The 15,513-nt window shown below is 40.6% G+C and carries 14 protein-coding genes; 9 read left to right on the top strand and 5 right to left on the bottom strand.

All coding sequences use genetic code 11. The features are described from left to right. Positions 1–204: 204 nt before the first annotated feature. The 4 genes from E2R53_RS12965 to E2R53_RS12950 all read left to right on the top strand — a co-directional run bounded on the left by E2R53_RS12965 (position 205) and on the right by E2R53_RS12950 (position 5,122). Complete coding sequence (locus tag E2R53_RS12965; RefSeq protein WP_133312129.1) at positions 205–2,307, top strand: ADP-ribosylglycohydrolase family protein; 2,103 nt, start codon at positions 205–207, stop codon at positions 2,305–2,307. A gap of 20 nt (positions 2,308–2,327) precedes the next feature. Then, positions 2,328–3,386 carry a LacI family DNA-binding transcriptional regulator gene (locus E2R53_RS12960; protein ID WP_133312128.1) on the top strand — a complete coding sequence of 353 codons (1,059 nt, stop codon included), beginning with the start codon at positions 2,328–2,330 and terminating at the stop codon, positions 3,384–3,386. Further along, positions 3,367–4,503 carry an ADP-ribosylglycohydrolase family protein gene (locus E2R53_RS12955; RefSeq protein ID WP_206197379.1) on the top strand — a complete coding sequence of 379 codons (1,137 nt, stop codon included), beginning with the start codon at positions 3,367–3,369 and terminating at the stop codon, positions 4,501–4,503. The genes E2R53_RS12960 and E2R53_RS12955 overlap by 20 nt, the downstream gene beginning before the upstream one ends. A 154-nt stretch (positions 4,504–4,657) precedes the next feature. Then, a complete protein-coding gene (locus E2R53_RS12950) occupies positions 4,658–5,122 on the top strand; it encodes an arsenate reductase (RefSeq protein WP_133312127.1) in 465 nt (154 codons plus the stop codon). On the opposite strand, the gene E2R53_RS12945 is transcribed toward E2R53_RS12950, so the two are convergent. From E2R53_RS12945 to E2R53_RS12935, 3 genes are all read right to left on the bottom strand, one after another. Next, positions 5,097–5,291, bottom strand: coding sequence for a hypothetical protein (locus E2R53_RS12945; protein WP_133312126.1), 195 nt, complete (start codon positions 5,289–5,291; stop codon positions 5,097–5,099). The genes E2R53_RS12950 and E2R53_RS12945 overlap by 26 nt on opposite strands. Before the next feature lie 89 nt (positions 5,292–5,380). Then, positions 5,381–7,300, bottom strand: coding sequence for an alpha/beta hydrolase (locus E2R53_RS12940; RefSeq protein ID WP_133312125.1), 1,920 nt, complete (start codon positions 7,298–7,300; stop codon positions 5,381–5,383). 346 nt (positions 7,301–7,646) lie between these two features. Further along, on the bottom strand, positions 7,647–8,084 hold the full coding sequence (locus E2R53_RS12935) for an Rrf2 family transcriptional regulator (RefSeq protein ID WP_133312124.1): 438 nt from the start codon (positions 8,082–8,084) through the stop codon (positions 7,647–7,649). Positions 8,085–8,272: 188 nt separating this feature from the next. Here E2R53_RS12935 and hmpA point away from each other — a divergent pair, with 188 nt between their 5' ends. The 4 genes from hmpA (at position 8,273) to E2R53_RS12915 (ending at position 13,701) form a co-directional block, all read left to right on the top strand. Next, the gene (gene hmpA, locus E2R53_RS12930; protein WP_133312123.1) at positions 8,273–9,487 is read left to right on the top strand and encodes an NO-inducible flavohemoprotein; all 1,215 of its coding nucleotides are present in this window, start codon (positions 8,273–8,275) and stop codon (positions 9,485–9,487) included. Positions 9,488–9,606: 119 nt separating this feature from the next. Further along, positions 9,607–10,809, top strand: coding sequence for an MFS transporter (locus tag E2R53_RS12925; protein WP_133312122.1), 1,203 nt, complete (start codon positions 9,607–9,609; stop codon positions 10,807–10,809). A gap of 158 nt (positions 10,810–10,967) precedes the next feature. Continuing rightward, a complete protein-coding gene (locus E2R53_RS12920; protein WP_133312121.1) occupies positions 10,968–12,377 on the top strand; it encodes a SpoVR family protein in 1,410 nt (469 codons plus the stop codon). Between the two features lie 229 nt (positions 12,378–12,606). After that, a complete protein-coding gene (locus tag E2R53_RS12915) occupies positions 12,607–13,701 on the top strand; it encodes a DUF4236 domain-containing protein (RefSeq protein ID WP_133312120.1) in 1,095 nt (364 codons plus the stop codon). Positions 13,702–13,764: 63 nt separating this feature from the next. Here E2R53_RS12915 and E2R53_RS12910 read toward each other — a convergent pair whose 3' ends face one another. Both E2R53_RS12910 and E2R53_RS12905 read right to left on the bottom strand, forming a co-directional pair. Next, positions 13,765–14,220, bottom strand: coding sequence for a hypothetical protein (locus E2R53_RS12910; RefSeq protein ID WP_133312119.1), 456 nt, complete (start codon positions 14,218–14,220; stop codon positions 13,765–13,767). Positions 14,221–14,303: 83 nt separating this feature from the next. Next, entirely contained in the window at positions 14,304–14,906 is a 603-nt protein-coding gene (locus E2R53_RS12905; protein ID WP_133312118.1) for a restriction endonuclease, read from the bottom strand. A 234-nt stretch (positions 14,907–15,140) separates the two neighbouring features. Here E2R53_RS12905 and E2R53_RS12900 point away from each other — a divergent pair, with 234 nt between their 5' ends. Beyond that, entirely contained in the window at positions 15,141–15,485 is a 345-nt protein-coding gene (locus E2R53_RS12900; protein WP_133312117.1) for a hypothetical protein, read from the top strand. Positions 15,486–15,513: the final 28 nt, after the last annotated feature.

Raw genomic sequence — 15,513 nt, 5'->3', positions numbered from 1 at the left:
TTGTTTAAACAGAGAACGATATAGTTTCCGCATTGATGTTCAGCTTCACCTCCCAGTCCCTCGGCCAGAACGGATCGGACTGTCGGGCCTGAACACGGTTCCGCTTTTCTAATAAAAAGATAGAATGATAGCCTGTCCCCCCACGTAAGTTAGAAAGAACAGCAGGAATTGCAGCGAAACTGAAATGGGAGAGGGGAATGGCGGTTGATTCCTGAAGATTATCTTGAGCGTGTGTATGCAGGGTTTCTTGGAATGAATATTGGAATAAGGCTCGGAGCGCCTGTTGAGCCTCTTGAATGGACTTTTGAGAGAATTCAAGATGTGTTCGGTGATATAAAGGGATATCTTAAAGACTATAAAGTCTTCTCAGCTGATGATGATGCGAACGGACCCGCATTTTTTATCAGGGCTCTTTATGATGATGCAGCTGACCGTGAACTGACGGCCGAAGATGTCGGACGCGCATGGCTGAACTACACCCGCGAGGGAATCGGCATGTTCTGGTGGGGCGGAGAAGGCATCAGCACAGAGCATACAGCCTATCTGAATTTGAAGAAAGGAATTATGCCCCCGCGTTCTGGATCTGCAGGTCAAAATGGCTTAACGCTTGCAGAACAGATTGGCGGACAGATCTTTGTCGATACATGGGGGCTTCTTTTTCCGGGAAATCCAGCGAAGGCTGCTGATTACGCAGCAAAGGCGGCGAGTGTTTCGCATGACAAGAATGGGATTTACGGAGCCAGATTCATTGCTGCATGCATTGCGGAAGCCTTTCATGCAGAGAGCATCCCGGAAATCATAGCAAATGCGCTAAAAACAATTCCGGATGACAGCACCTACGCCAAAGTCGTAAACGAGGTGATGGATTTTCATTGGGAGCATCCTGAAGATTTCAGAGCCTGCAGAACATTTTTAGAGGAAAATTGGGGGTACGATAAATATCCAGGGGTTTGTCACATTATCCCTAACGCAGGTGTTTGCATTCTTGCGCTTTTATATGGGAATGGAAGCTTTGAAAGAACGATTGAAATTGCCGCCATGTGCGGCTGGGATACAGATTGCAATGCAGGCAAGATCGGGACGATTGCGGGAGTATGGAATGGAATCGGAAGAATCCCGCAGCATTACAGGAAGCCGATCAATGACTTTATTGTGCTGTCAAGTGTCTCAGGCTATTTGAACATCATGGATATTCCTACATTTGCAAAAGAACTTACATTGCTCGGCTATAGGGTTTCAAAGCAGAAGGCTCCAAGCGGATTGCTGAAAAGCTTCAAAGAAGGTCAAATCTATTTCGACTTTACCCTTCCAGGATCTACGCACGGCTTTCAAACGAATTTTCCGTTCAAAACATTCATTAAACATAGCAGTCAAACCGGTTATGAAACTAAGGGTTCACTGGAAGTATTCATTGACCGGATGATAGAAGGCGAAGCAAGCAAAGTATTCTATAAACCTTTTCACAGGAGAAAAGACTTTCATGATGAGAAATACAAACCGGCATTTGCCCCAAAAGCCTGCAGCGGCCAGCAGGTCAGCATGCTGATTTATTGTGACAAGTGGCAGGGTGAGGATTTCATTGTCACTCCGTATGTCAGAAACACATTTAACGAAGAGGACATCAAGCTTGAACCGCTCCGGCTGATCAATCAAGAGTGGAACAATATCAAGTTTATGATTCCTGATACAGACGGTGCGATCATCGATGAGGTCGGTGTAATCATAGAAAGTCCCTCTCCCTTGCTGAACCGGGCCTTTGGAAAGCTATTCATTGATGAGTTTCACATATCAGGGAAGGCAAACTATAAAATTGATTTCAGCAAACAGGCAAATGAGTTCCAATCTGTCACTCCTTTTGCCCATCATATGGGTGAAGTGAGCCTTAAAAACGGAAAAATGAGATGCAAATCCGAGGATGAGTGCTCTTCTTTTACAGGAAATTATTATTCCAAAGACTATATGGCTGGAGCCACTGTTCAGCCGATGAGCGGCGATCAGCACATGATGATTTTCCGAGCAGAAGGAATCTGCCGTCATTACAAAGCGGGATTTGACGGGGAAAATAAGGTTTCACTGATTTTAAACGATTTTGGGATGAAAAGATTGATTGAAGTTCCGTATGACTGGACCACTGGTGTGGAGTACCAGTTTGAAGTGTCCTGCGAAGAAAATATCATTGAGTTTTTCATCAACGGCAAACGGATTTTTCAGTCGGAAGATGATCGCTTTAAGCGGGGAATGTTTGGATTCTCTGTCCTTGGAAAAGGCGAAGCGCTTTTGTCAGATATAAAAGTGAAGGAACTATAGGATCTTCAGGGGGAAATCACTTGAGGGAGAAGAAAGCAACAATTCGGGATGTGGCAAGGGAAGCGGATGTTTCTGTTGCCACCATTTCCAGATATCTGAATAAAAAAGGATACGTCAGTCATGCAACAGAAAAAAGAATTCAGACTGTCATGGAAGAGCTGAACTATAAACCAAATGAAATTGCTCGGGGTCTTGCAAGGCAAAAAACAAATACAATTGCTTTGTTCATTCCAGATATCAGCAACCCTTTCTTTCCCAAGTTAGTTCAAGCCATTGAAAAAGAAGCAGGGCGCAAAGGCTACAAAATGATTCTAGTGCCAGCCAGTTCTAATGCAATGACCGGTGTTTCAATGTGGGAAAGCTTTGAAAATATGTACATTGACGGGTTTATTTTCGCTCCCTATCAGCTCAAAGGGAAATCCATACAGCTTCTGAAAGAAAAGAAGATTCCGTTTGTGATTGTAGACCGTGCCGCCAATGTGACATCCGCAAATTCAGTGGCAGTTGATAATTATAAAGGTGCAAAGCTTGCTGTCTGCCACCTGTTTGATGTCGGATGCAGAAAAATTATTCACATAGGCGGCCCGAAACAGCTGATTCCATCTAAAGAGAGGCTGAGAGGCTACACGGACAGTTTAAAACAGTTTTCCCCAGAGCATCCCGTGATTCATTTTGAAGGTGATTTCAGTCTTGAAAGCGGAAGGCAGCTGACTGGGAAAGCGATAACGGATCACCCTGATGCAGATGGTTTTTTTCTCGGAAATGACTTAATGGCGATCGGCTGTTTAAAAATGCTGAAGTCGCTTCGGAAAAAAATTCCTGATGAGATTGCAATTGCAGGGTTTGACGGTATTGACCTCACGAAGCTTGTAGAGCCTGAAATCACAACGATTGAGCAGCCTGTTTATGAAATAGGGGTAGCTGCAGCAGACAAGCTTATTCAATTAATTGAAGGAAAAGCAGTAGAGAATGATCTATTAACGAAGCTTGAATTAAAACTGCAGGCAAGAGCTTCTACGCTTGGTTTTAAGGGGAAAACAAGAGGGGAGGAGAGGGACAATGACGAAGCGGATGCTTGAGAAAATAGAAGGTGTTCTATATGGAGGCGCTATTGGGGACGCGATGGGTTCTCCAACGGAGGGACTGCTTCCTGAAGTGATCAGGAAAAAATTCGGGGTTGTCACAGCATTTCGTGAACCGGCAAGTGATGCATGGAAGGAACCAGGCAACATGAGGCCGCTTGAAAAGGGCAACGGGCACATAACGGATGATACTTTAATGGTAGAGGCGCTGCTTAAGATATATGAAAGAAAGCAAAGACATTTAACTGCTTATGATATTGCGGAAGAATTAGTAGAGGAAATAGCTGAGAAGACGGTCTACATTCCTGAGCTGAGAAAAGAAGCTCCTGTTATCACAAGACTTTATTATCCAGAGCAATATCTCTTTCTAAGGCACAGGCTTGCCAATGTAGATCCCCGTGAAGCGGGCATCGGAAATATGGTTAACTGCGGGGCGGCCATGTATATGAGTCCGGTCGGAATGATGAACGCAGGAGATCCTGAACGTGCCTATCAAGAGGCGATTGATCTTGCCGGTGCCCATCAAACAAGCTACGGCAGAGAAGCAGCGGGTGTAATGGCAGCAGCTGTCGCTGAAGCCATGAGCGAAAATGCTTCAGTGCAAAGTATTCTGAATGTCTCCCGGACCCTGGCTAAAGATGGTACAAAGCTTGCCATTGAATCGGTGCTTGATGCTGCAGCACTCCATTTAGATGTTCTCGAAGCAAGAGAAGATTTAAGACGTGCGATTGAGCCTTTCGATACAGTGAAAACTTTTTCTGACCGCAAAAAACAGGGCAAAGGAAATGCAAACACCCCGAGCAGAATTCATTCTATTGAAGAATTGCCGATTGCTCTTGCTTTATTTTTGGTAGCGGGAGGAGATACGATGAAGACGATCATCGGAGGAGTGAATTACGGCCATGATTCAGATTCGATTGCAAGCATGGGCGGAGCGATCGCAGGAGCATTGAATGGAAAATCCTCATTGCCTGAAAATCTTACGCAGGAACTTGATGCAGTTAATAAACGATCGTTCCAGGATTTATCAAAGACAGTTTACGAAACGGCCATGACAATCATTAAACATGACAAAGCTTATTTTGAAAAAAGGATAAAAAGAATCGGTTTTTAATAAAAATGCCGCAGCCAGAAAGCTTGCTGCGGCTGATTATTCTTAGGCAGTTCCAATTTTATGGGGGTTATCCACTAAATGGATGTAAATAAATGTGTAGTTTATATGTAGACGGGGTAAAGATTAGTACAAACCTAAGGAAAGAGGTACAGCGATGAGAAAACCCACCATTTACTTTCTGTCATATTTTAACTCTTGCAGAAGTTTAATAGCAGAAGCCTGGGCAAAAAAACTGTTCTCCAGTAAATGGCAAATCGAAAGTGCCGGTCTTGTCACATCAGAAATTGACCCTGCTTGCGTAAAGGCCATGAAGGAAGTGAATATGTTTATTGAGGACCTTGACTCGGATAAAATTGACCTGGAGTTATTAAATAAAGCATCATTTGTCGTTCAAATGTACGATTATAAGCAGGAAAAAACACCCCCTGTTCATGAAGAAGGAAAGAATGTTCTTTCATGGAATTTGCCGAACCTCGCCATGTATTCATTTGAAAGCGACGAGGAAGAATTTGCCCACTATCAGGAACTTTGTGATGACATTGCCATGAGAGTGAAAAACCTCTACGAAAAGATTGAAATTGAAGGAAAAACAATCAATCAGACCGCTTCTGTGATGTAATACACGGCAAAAAAGCTTGGCAGCAGCCAAGCGTACATATCCATGATTTAATTTCCACTTTATCCATCGCCGCTCCCGCATTGATGAAGCTTAACCTCATCTCTGCTCTCAGCCTTGTCAGAATGGGTTTAACTCCAATCAGACCCAATGAAAGGATCAGCTTTTCCAAACTGTCCACCACTATCTCACCCGACCTTGTATACTCCCGAAAAGTTACATTCAGCGTGATTAATTAGGCTGTGAAGCCAGTTCTCTTTACTATTGTGCTTGAAGTCCATTTTCAAACATATAGATCAAACCCTGTTCAAATCCTGCAGCCCAGACAGACATGCCGTGGCCGCCGTTTAATATTCTGAGTTCAGCAGGACTGCCCGGAACTGGTTCCCATTTCTCAAATGGGCGATTAAAAACATTCGATCTGTGCAGAAATTGATAAGAGGTGACTGCCTGCACTTCCATATTGTATTTGTAGGCGTCCTCCGGAAGATCTTCTTTTTCACTTAAATGATTCCAGTCATCGTCTCCGGTCATAATAAACATGGGGACCTCGAAAGGCTGCTGTCCGTATGCTTCAAGAGCTTTAGGGTAGTTTAACGAATCCCAAATGGCCGGATCAAAAGGCTCTCCAAATGAACCTCGTTCCACTGCGCCCGATGTTTCAGGAGCATCGAATGCCTGTAGAGCAGGACTTAACAGCGACGTTCCGGCGAACAGATGAGGGTAAATGAGCGAGTAGCGCAACGCTCCATATCCTCCCATTGAATAGCCAACCAGCCCGCGGCCATTCCGGTCAGAAATCGTAAGGAAATCACGATCTATTTTTTGAATCAAATCGTTGATGACGGCAGATTCCATGTTTCCATACTTGAGCGAATCAACCCAGTAGCTGTTGCCTGTTACTGGAGCAACCGCTATGACGGGTTCTATCTTTTTATCTTGAATCATTTTATCTAAAATTGGCCAGAATTTATCCCAGCTTTTTTCATTTCCATTGGATCCATGCAGCAAGTAGAGGACGGGATATTTTTTTTCAGCTTGCGGGTCATATTCTTCAGGCAAATAAACGACATACTTCAGCTCATCATTACCCGGCGTTTCATCTTGAATAAGTCTTGGAGCATTAAACGAATAAGTATTCACAGTTCCTTTCTTTTCAGAGCTGTAGCTTGCTGGATTATAGATTGGAGAAAATTCCGGGCTTTCCGCTTTTCCGAACATATATTTTAAGCCTTCTTGAAATCCTTTCAGCCATACCTCGAGTCCATGGCCGCCATTGATGATCCTCAGTTCAGCAGGGTTTCCGGGGACATCTTCCCACTTTGGAAAGTCAAGGCTGAACAGGTTTTTCCTGTGAAGCTCCTGATAGAGCTGAACGGCCTGAACCTCCATATTGTATTTATAAGCATCAGGAGGAAGATCTTCTTTTTCACTCATATGATTCCAGTCATCATCACCCGTTACAATATAGACTGGAACCCGATGAGGCTGCTTCACATAGCTTTCGATTGCAGTTGGATAATTGTTCGCATTCCACAGATCTGGATCATAGGGTTCTCCGAAACTTCCTCTTTCAACAGCCCCGGATGTAGCGGGTGGCTCTGCGTTTTGAATGGCCGGACTTAATAGAGTTGCTGCAGAAAACAGATGGGGGTAAACCATTGAATATCTGAGGGCTCCGTATCCGCCCATTGAATAGCCTGAAATGAATCTTCCGCTGCGTTCAGCGATAGAATTGTATTTTTTATCGATATGCGGAATCAAGTCCTTGATAACAGCGCTTTCATAATGACCGTACTTTTTAGAATTCACCCAATAGGAATTGCCTGCTGCAGGGACAACGGCAATAAGCGGCTCGATTTCTTTATTTACGATCATTTCGTCAAGCTTTCCAAAAAAATCATCCCAGCTGTTTTCATTTCCTCCGCTGCCGTGCAGAAGATAAACGACCGGATATCCTTCTGTCCGTTTTTTATCATATCCTTTTGGAAGATAAACCTTATAGGTGAGCTTATGATGCTTTGGGCCTTCATCTTTCAATAATGCTTTTGAAGTAATCATTTCAACAGCTGTTCTGCTTGCTGGCTCATGCGGCTTTTTGGCAGAAGTGAAAGAGGGATTTGTTAAGGTGACTATAAAAAAGACTAAAAGAAGCACAAGCCATACTTTTTTGTTCCCCACTTTGGATCCTCCTTTTGAAATATTCCTCGTTTTATAGCTTATTTAATTTCTCCTGATTTGATCATATAAGATACCGGATATATTTACAAACTATTCTGAAAAAAGAAGGCGGAATTCAGACGTCTTTTGCATCAAAAGAGGGTGTCCAATAAAACTCTAAAATGATTATGACAGTTTTTACTGTGAAACTAATGGTGTAAGTCCCATGAGTGCTACCACTTTTAACGGTTCAAAGCTTAATAAGTGGCGTTATTCCCATAAGTGCTGCCACTATTGATGGGGCAAGGTCCCAAAAAAAAAGGCTGCCCAATAAGTCAGTAAAAATGACTTTATCGACAGCCTAACTTCAGGTGTTTTTTAATAATCTGGCAAGCATCGATTTGTTTTTAACCAGATCTGCTAGCGTATAGCAGTCAAGCACTTCAAAGTAGGCTTGCAGCGCTTTGTGCAGCACCCCTTTTAATGTACAGGCAGGGGATATCGTGCATGCATTGCTCTTTGGATCGAAGCATTCAACAAGATTGAAGTCGTCTTCGGTCTGCCGGACAATGAACCCGATGTTGATTTCAGAAGGATCTTTCGCAAGCCGAATGCCGCCGCCCCGACCTCTTATTGTTTCGATTACATTTAATTTGCCAAGTTCATAAGTTACTTTCATTAAATGATTTTTTGAGATTTGATAGGCTTCTGCTATTTCTTTTATATTGGATAGATTATCTTTTTCCTTTGTTGCCAGATAGATCAGCACCCGCAAAGAATAATCTGTATAGTTGGTTAATCTCATAAACGTCCATCGCCCCAGTACATGAAGTACGTCTATCTTACCACAGCAAATGAAATTTTAATAAAAGTTAAATTTCAATTGTGACAGATTTCTTAAAGATGTATTTGAAATATTGCTTTAAAGGTTTTTTGGATTTAAGATAAAGATGTATTTAAAATACTACTTTAAAAAAGAAGGGGAGCATCCATATGCTTACTCAAAAAACAATCGAAATTATTCAATCTACTGTTCCAGTCTTAGAAGAAAAAGGTGTAGAAATCACATCGCGCTTTTACAAAAATCTATTTGAAAACCATCCAGAGCTGCTGAATATTTTCAATCATGCCAATCAAAAAAAAGGGAGACAGCAGACGGCACTTGCAAATACGGTATATGCGGCAGCAAAGCACATTCATCAGCTTCATATGATTCTGCCGGCAGTTAAACAAATTGCTCATAAGCATAGAAGTCTCGGTGTAAAAGCGGAACATTATCCAATCGTTGGAGAACATCTGCTTTTGGCCATCAAACAAGTTCTAGGAGAGGCCGCAACGCCAGAAATCATTAATGCCTGGGCAGAAGCATACGGCGTCATTGCAGAAGTATTTATTGAAGCGGAAAAAGAATTATATGATGCCGCAGATTGGACTGGATTCAAGCCTTTCAAAGTCGTCCGCATTGAGCGGGAAAGTGAATGGATTTCTTCTTTCTATTTAGATTCGCCTGAAGGAAATCCAGCTTTTAAACCGGGCCAGTACATTTCCGTAAGAGTCAATATTCCTGGAGAAACATATACGATGAACAGACAATATAGTTTGTCAGGCAGCAAAGAGATGCCTCATCTTAGAATATCAGTAAAACGGGAACGCGGACCCGAGACGGAAGCAGGAAAGGTATCAAACTACCTTCATGATCAAATAGCCGTCGGAGATATGATCGAAATCAGTGCTCCTGCAGGTGAATTTACATTAAATGAGGCTGCCCAAACACCTGTCACATTTATTAGCGGAGGAGTAGGAATCACTCCATTTATGAGCATGCTGCGCACGATTACAATCCAGCAGACAGAGCGGGAAGTAACGTTTATTCATGCAACACAAAACAGCAGCACACATGCATTTGTAAAAGAAACAGCCTCATTATGTGCGAAGCTGCCTAACTGCAGAATGTTTGCCTTCTACAGCAGCCCGTTAAATCAGGACTGCATGGATCAAGGTTTTTATAAAGAAGGCTTAATCTCAAAGGATGATTTGGATCGTATTCTGGAGAACAAAGATGGAGATTTCTATGTTTGCGGACCTGTCCTGTTCATGAAAGCCATGATTCAGAACCTGCTTTCTCTCGGAGTGGAAAAAGAAAAGATCCATTATGAATTCTTTGGGCCGGCAATGGACTTAAAAACAGACGCTCATACCGTTTCTTAATTTCATAAAAAGTTCCAATCCTTTCTCGTTGACAGAATGATGCCAAACAACTTAACATGGTTAAGTATTTGAAAAATATATTCACGCAATAGTTAACCATAGAAAGAGGGGCTGTCATTTTGTCAGCAGAACAAAAGAAAAAAATGTTTATTTTGATGATCAACATGTTTATTGCAATAGGAAGCTTTGGGATTATTATTCCCATTCTTCCGGCCTACCTGGAATCCATTAATCAGGGCGGTACAGCAGCGGGATTAATGATCGCTATTTTTGCGGGAGCACAGCTTATTTTTTCTCCAATATCCGGAAAATGGGCAGATCAATACGGCCGCAGAAAAATGATCATTTACGGGTTAATTGGATTGACCCTCTCCATGTTTGTTTTTTACGCGGTTGATTCAATTTGGTGGCTTTATGCTTCCCGTGTGATTGGCGGAATTGGGGCAGCCTTGCTGGTTCCAGCAATCTTTGCGTATGTAGCAGATATTACATCAATGGATCAGCGGGCAAAAGGAAACAGCTTTGTTTCTGCCGCCATGTCACTCGGGATTGTTATTGGTCCGGGAATCGGCGGATTTCTTGCAGACTTCGGCCTGAAAATGCCGTTTTTAATCTCAGCAATCGTATCATTGGCAGCTGTGATTTTCTCGATCCTTGTGCTTGAAGAAAGCGAAACGAAGGATGCATCTGTGGCTATGCCGGAAGATACTGAATCGATGGCTAAGAAAATGGTGCGCTCAGTGCGCATGCCGTATTTTGTACCTCTTGTGATTACTCTTGTCATGAGCTTCGGTCTGATGGCATACGAATCAGTGCTCGGCCTTTTTGTAGACAATCAATTCGATGCAACACCGCAGGAAATTGCTCTTATGATTACATCAACGGGAATCATCAGTGTGATTGTCCAGCTATTTGTAGTAGATCGTGTTGTAAGACGATTTGGTGAAGGGATGGTTCTGAACATATTCCTTGCCGTAGCAGCAATCGGTTTTTTCCTTTCGCTGTTTGCTTCAAGCTATGTTCTTTTCTTTGGTGTTACACTGCTTATTTTCCTTGCAACGTCGATCCTTCGCCCTGTCCTTAATACGCTGATCTCGAAAATGGCGGGAGACGAACAGGGATTTGCAATGGGGATGAATAATGCCTATATGAGCATCGGAAATATACTTGGACCAACGCTTGCCGGTATGCTTTATGATGTACAAATCACGTATCCTTTTGTGCTCGGGCTTGCTTTTCTTGTTGTGACGCTTGTGATGACGATCATTTGGCAAAAACGCACACTGAAGCAAAATATGTATGTGAAGCCTGAACGGGCTTAATATAAAAGGAAAAGTATGAATCCTGAATAATAGGGGTTCATGCTTTTTTTTATTTAGCAGGGAATCAAATTGATAACATCTCTTTACGAGCGGATTTCCTTCATCTTTTCCGCCTGCCATTCATACATTGTCTTAAAGACGAGATAGGGGGAAAACGCGTGAACGAAGCTTACCGGAAATCACTGGAATATGCGATTGCGGAAATCACGGAAATTGCCGATGGATTTGGACTTGATTATTATCCGATGCGGTATGAAATATGTCCTGCAGATATCATTTATACATTTGGTGCTTACGGAATGCCGACCCGTTTTTCACACTGGAGCTTCGGAAAACAATTCTTTAAAATGAAGCTTCACTATGACCTTGGATTAAGCAAAATCTACGAATTGGTCATCAATTCGGATCCATGCTACGCTTTTTTGCTCGATACCAACTCTCTTATTCAAAATAAATTAATTGTTGCCCACGTGCTGGCCCACTGTGATTTCTTCAAAAATAACAGCCGGTTTCAGAATACGAAGCGCGATATGGTAGAAAGCATGGCCGCCACAGCCGACCGGATTAAGCAATATGAAATTGATCATGGCAGGGCAGAGGTAGAGACATTCCTGGATGCCGTACTTGCGATTCAGGAGCATATTGATCCATCCCTCATGCGGCCAAAGCTTTCCTGGACAATGGGAGATGCTGAGGAAGAGGATGTTAAAAAGGCTTCTCCGTATGATGATTTATGGAAACTGGATGATAAGGAAAAACCAAAAGGGGCTCCTCCAAAAAAGAATAAGAAGTTTCCGCCATCCCCCGAAAAAGACATTCTGCTGTTTATAGAAGAATACAGCAGAGACCTGGAAGACTGGCAGCGCGATATCTTAACTATGATGCGCGAGGAAATGCTCTATTTCTGGCCGCAGCTCGAAACAAAAATTATGAACGAAGGCTGGGCATCCTTCTGGCATCAGCGCATCCTAAGAGAGCTTGACCTCACCACAGATGAGTCCATTGAATTTGCCAAGCTGAATGCAGGTGTCGTGCAGCCGTCACGAACCGGCATTAATCCTTATTATTTAGGACTTAAAATCTTTGAAGACATCGAAGAACGCTACAACAATCCCACAGAAGACATGATAAGACGCGGGGTAGAGCCTAACTCGGGCCGGGAAAAAATGTTTGAAGTGCGTGAAGTAGAATCTGACTTGTCGTTCATCCGGAATTATATGACGAAGGAACTTGTCTCAAGGGAAGACATGTATCTTTTCCAAAAGCAGGGGAGAGATTATAAGGTTGTCGATAAAGAGTGGGAACATGTCCGCGACCAGTTAATTAACATGCGTGTAAATGGAGGGTTCCCATATATTACAGTGAACGATGGGGATTATCTGAAAAACAATGAATTGTACTTGAAGCACTGGTATGAAGATATCGAACTCGATTTGAAATATCTCGAAAAAGTGCTGCCGTATATTCATCAGCTGTGGGGACGCGCCGTGCACATGGAGTCGATTCTGGAAGGGAAGCCTGTTTTGTTTACGTATGATGGGAAGGCGATTCATAGGAAGTATCTATGAAAAAGGAGCAGCTTGAGTAGGGTTCTGTTGAAAGGTGCAACCCGCTAAATAACATATCAATTAGCATACTAATTCGCATATTTGGTATGCTTTTTTTGTTGACTAGAGCAAATCTTACTTTTCTAGTGTTGACCCCCGTCAATTTTTATAGTTAAGACCTATATTAAAATAGGTGATAAATATTGTAAATAATGAAAAGATTAGGATAAATTTGAAGGGGGGAATAATTATGGGTTTTAGTTTCCGAAAGAGCATTAAAATTGCACCTGGAGTCAAAATGAATGTAGGCAAAAGAGGTGTAGGCGTAAGCGTTGGAGGAAAAGGTTTACGGTATTCAGTAAATACAAGCGGAAGAAGAACAACTACAGTTGGTGTACCTGGTTCTGGCATATCATATAGCTCAACAAGTAACTCCAGAAGTTATAAAACAAGTGCATATCAAAAAAGAAAAGAATTAGAGAATAGGGAAAAAGAAATTCAGAAATTGCAAGAATTAGAACGTGCTAAACTCGAAGTTGAAGTTTATGAGAATAAACTTGAAAGGCTACGTTCCATTCATCATGAGTGTGATCACTATGTTAATTGGATTGAGATAAGTCAAAGACAAGCACCATTTAATTTGGGTGAAAGCGGACCAAATGAAAGACAAGCATTAAACATGTTAACAGGGTATAAACCTAACGTCCTTCAAAAATTATTTAAACAAGAAGATAAAAAACGTATTGAACTTGAAAATGATGTGTATAAGGCTAGAGAGAAAGACGGAGAATTGTTTGAGGAATGGCAATCGACCAAAAGAGCAGCTGATCAAATCCTTAATGGAGATATTGAAACTTATCTTCAAGTCATTGAAGAATTTGATCCCCTTGGAGATCTCGTTGAATTTGGGAGTGGATTTGAATTCGGACTAAATGACTCACGTACCTTATACGTTGAGTTTGAGGTGAACGGTAAAAATGTGGTGCCAAATGAATCAAAAAGTTTGTTGAAGTCTGGGAAAGTTTCACAGAAAGCTATGCCTAAATCAGCCTATTTTGACTTATATCAGGATTATGTGTGCAGCTGTGCTATTCGCATTGCTCGTGATTTATTTGCTTTATTGCCACTTCAAAATATTTGCATCAATGCATATGACGAAGAATTGGATTCAACAACGGGGCATAATAAGAAAATTGCTATCTTATCGGTTAAATATGATCAGGCTCCATTTGAAGCCCTCAATTTTAATCATATTGACCCATCTGATGCACTTGCTAATTTTAGTCATCATATGAAATTTAAGAAAACAAAAGGTTTTGAAGAGATTAGTCAATTCGTAAATTAAATACCGAACTCATACAAAAAAGATACCAAAAAAGGACTTACACCATTAATTGGTATCTTTGTTTTATTCCTGTCTACTCGAAGTAAATGCTGAAACAATAAAAGCAATACAAAAAAGACATAATAATGCAAGGACTGAATAATATATGATTAATTTTCCGCCCACAAATAAAAACCAGCCAAATAAAGCAACTTGAAAAACCGCCAAAAGAATCTTTAATCCAATATCAATTTTCTTTTCTTCTAAATGAAGAGTCGTTAAATTTGTAATACTCATCCATAGGAGCAGCAAACTTGAAATAATGTAAAGTACTCCAGGTAAAAAAACATTGATCCCAATACTAAATGTCTCCTTATTTGAAAAGAGGTTATCAAAACTTGATGAAATAAAGTTTGATAAGCTCATGTGAGACTGCTCAATGGATAAATATTTTACGAGTATCGCTAAACCTAAACTAAGTCCGATAAAAGAAACCTGTATGGCATTAATTCTAAACATGCTTTTTCCCAACTCAATCATAAGTCGTCCCCCTTCTTAAACCAATATATGTAATTTAGCTTAGACATAGGACAAATTATTTAGTGCTTTTTCTTTTCTGTACTTTAGTTATACTCTGCGTTTGTTTCATATACCAATAAGTCCATTGATTCGAGCCAATAATCTACAAGCTGTACACCATCAATTAGTTGTATATTAAGGTTATTGGCATATTCTCTAGCAGCTTTAGTAAAACTACTAGTTGTTATGACGTATCCTCCAACTGCATTCTGCTTTATCATGTTTGAATGAATTATTGCAATAGGTTTAAAGTCTAGATCATGTCGGTATGCTTTAACTTGCCCAAGATATAATCCAGTTTCTCGAGTATGTTCAAAATCAATTCCAAAGTCCCCTGTGGCACGCGTAACATAAATATCTCCGCCATACTTCTTCTTAAATATTTGTGCTACAAATTCTTCGAATTCTAAAGGTAATTGTTTTAAAAATATGTCTGAAGATTTTTCAAACTCATATGTACCGTCATCTTTATCGACTCTAGGATAATTAAAACGAATAGCTAAACCCAGTGCCATGGTTTTTTTTAGCTCTAAGCTTGATTCGATCTTATTTGATAAAACAGCTGATTTGTAATCACCGCTTCTTTTAATATAAAAAAGCAATGAACCAATAATCATTAAAAGAAATGCAAATAGTAATGGAATCATTTTCTCACCTCTTGCATAATTACTGTCCAGAATTCAGATTTTATAAACAACAAACTATATATTGATTTTGGAATAAAATACTAATATTCCAGAAAGAAGGAAGCTAAATAGTTATTATTTACATAGTTACAGATAATAAATCACCAATAAATAATTTCATAAAGGAATATATTTCTATAAAAGTTGTGGTATTATATGGAATATAAAGGGCTGATTTGTTAGGAGGATTATTTAATGAGGCAAATATCCAGCATATTTGTAATTGTTTTGTTACTGCTATTAGTCGGTTGCGGTCAAGATTCTTCAGACAAAACTGGAAGTACAGCAATCATAGTAATAATAAATAGTAATGAGTATAATGGAACTTCCGATGAGTTAAATTCCAATTACAAGACAGATGAAAAAATTGGAACAATTTCATTAAAAACTGAGCCTAATGTAATGCCTAAAGAAAAACAATCTAATTTTTATGAGGTTGGTTCTGAAATATTCTCTGTTGAAGGAACTGATGATTATATTATTGTGAAAGATAAAAAAAATAAAGAGCACTTACTAAAAAAAGTAACAAATGAAGGATAGATTCCAATCCTTCATTTGTTATTTTTTT

This window comes from Peribacillus frigoritolerans, from assembly GCF_004358755.1.
Lineage (GTDB): Bacteria > Bacillota > Bacilli > Bacillales > Bacillaceae > Bacillus_P.
Note: the sequence above shows the minus strand (reverse complement) of the source record. Positions and strands in the feature narration are given on the sequence as shown.

Excerpts from the sequence above, each read along its gene's own strand:
- E2R53_RS12955 (WP_206197379.1), top strand. The coding sequence starts at position 3,367 with ATGACGAAGCGGATGCTTGAGAAAATAGAAGGTGTTCTATATGGAGGC.
- E2R53_RS12950 (WP_133312127.1), top strand. The coding sequence starts at position 4,658 with ATGAGAAAACCCACCATTTACTTTCTGTCATATTTTAACTCTTGCAGA.
- E2R53_RS12935 (WP_133312124.1), bottom strand. The coding sequence starts at position 8,084 with ATGAGATTAACCAACTATACAGATTATTCTTTGCGGGTGCTGATCTAT.
- hmpA (WP_133312123.1), top strand. The coding sequence starts at position 8,273 with ATGCTTACTCAAAAAACAATCGAAATTATTCAATCTACTGTTCCAGTC.
- E2R53_RS12915 (WP_133312120.1), top strand. The coding sequence starts at position 12,607 with ATGGGTTTTAGTTTCCGAAAGAGCATTAAAATTGCACCTGGAGTCAAA.
- E2R53_RS12910 (WP_133312119.1), bottom strand. The coding sequence starts at position 14,220 with ATGATTGAGTTGGGAAAAAGCATGTTTAGAATTAATGCCATACAGGTT.
- E2R53_RS12905 (WP_133312118.1), bottom strand. The coding sequence starts at position 14,906 with ATGATTCCATTACTATTTGCATTTCTTTTAATGATTATTGGTTCATTG.
- E2R53_RS12900 (WP_133312117.1), top strand. The coding sequence starts at position 15,141 with ATGAGGCAAATATCCAGCATATTTGTAATTGTTTTGTTACTGCTATTA.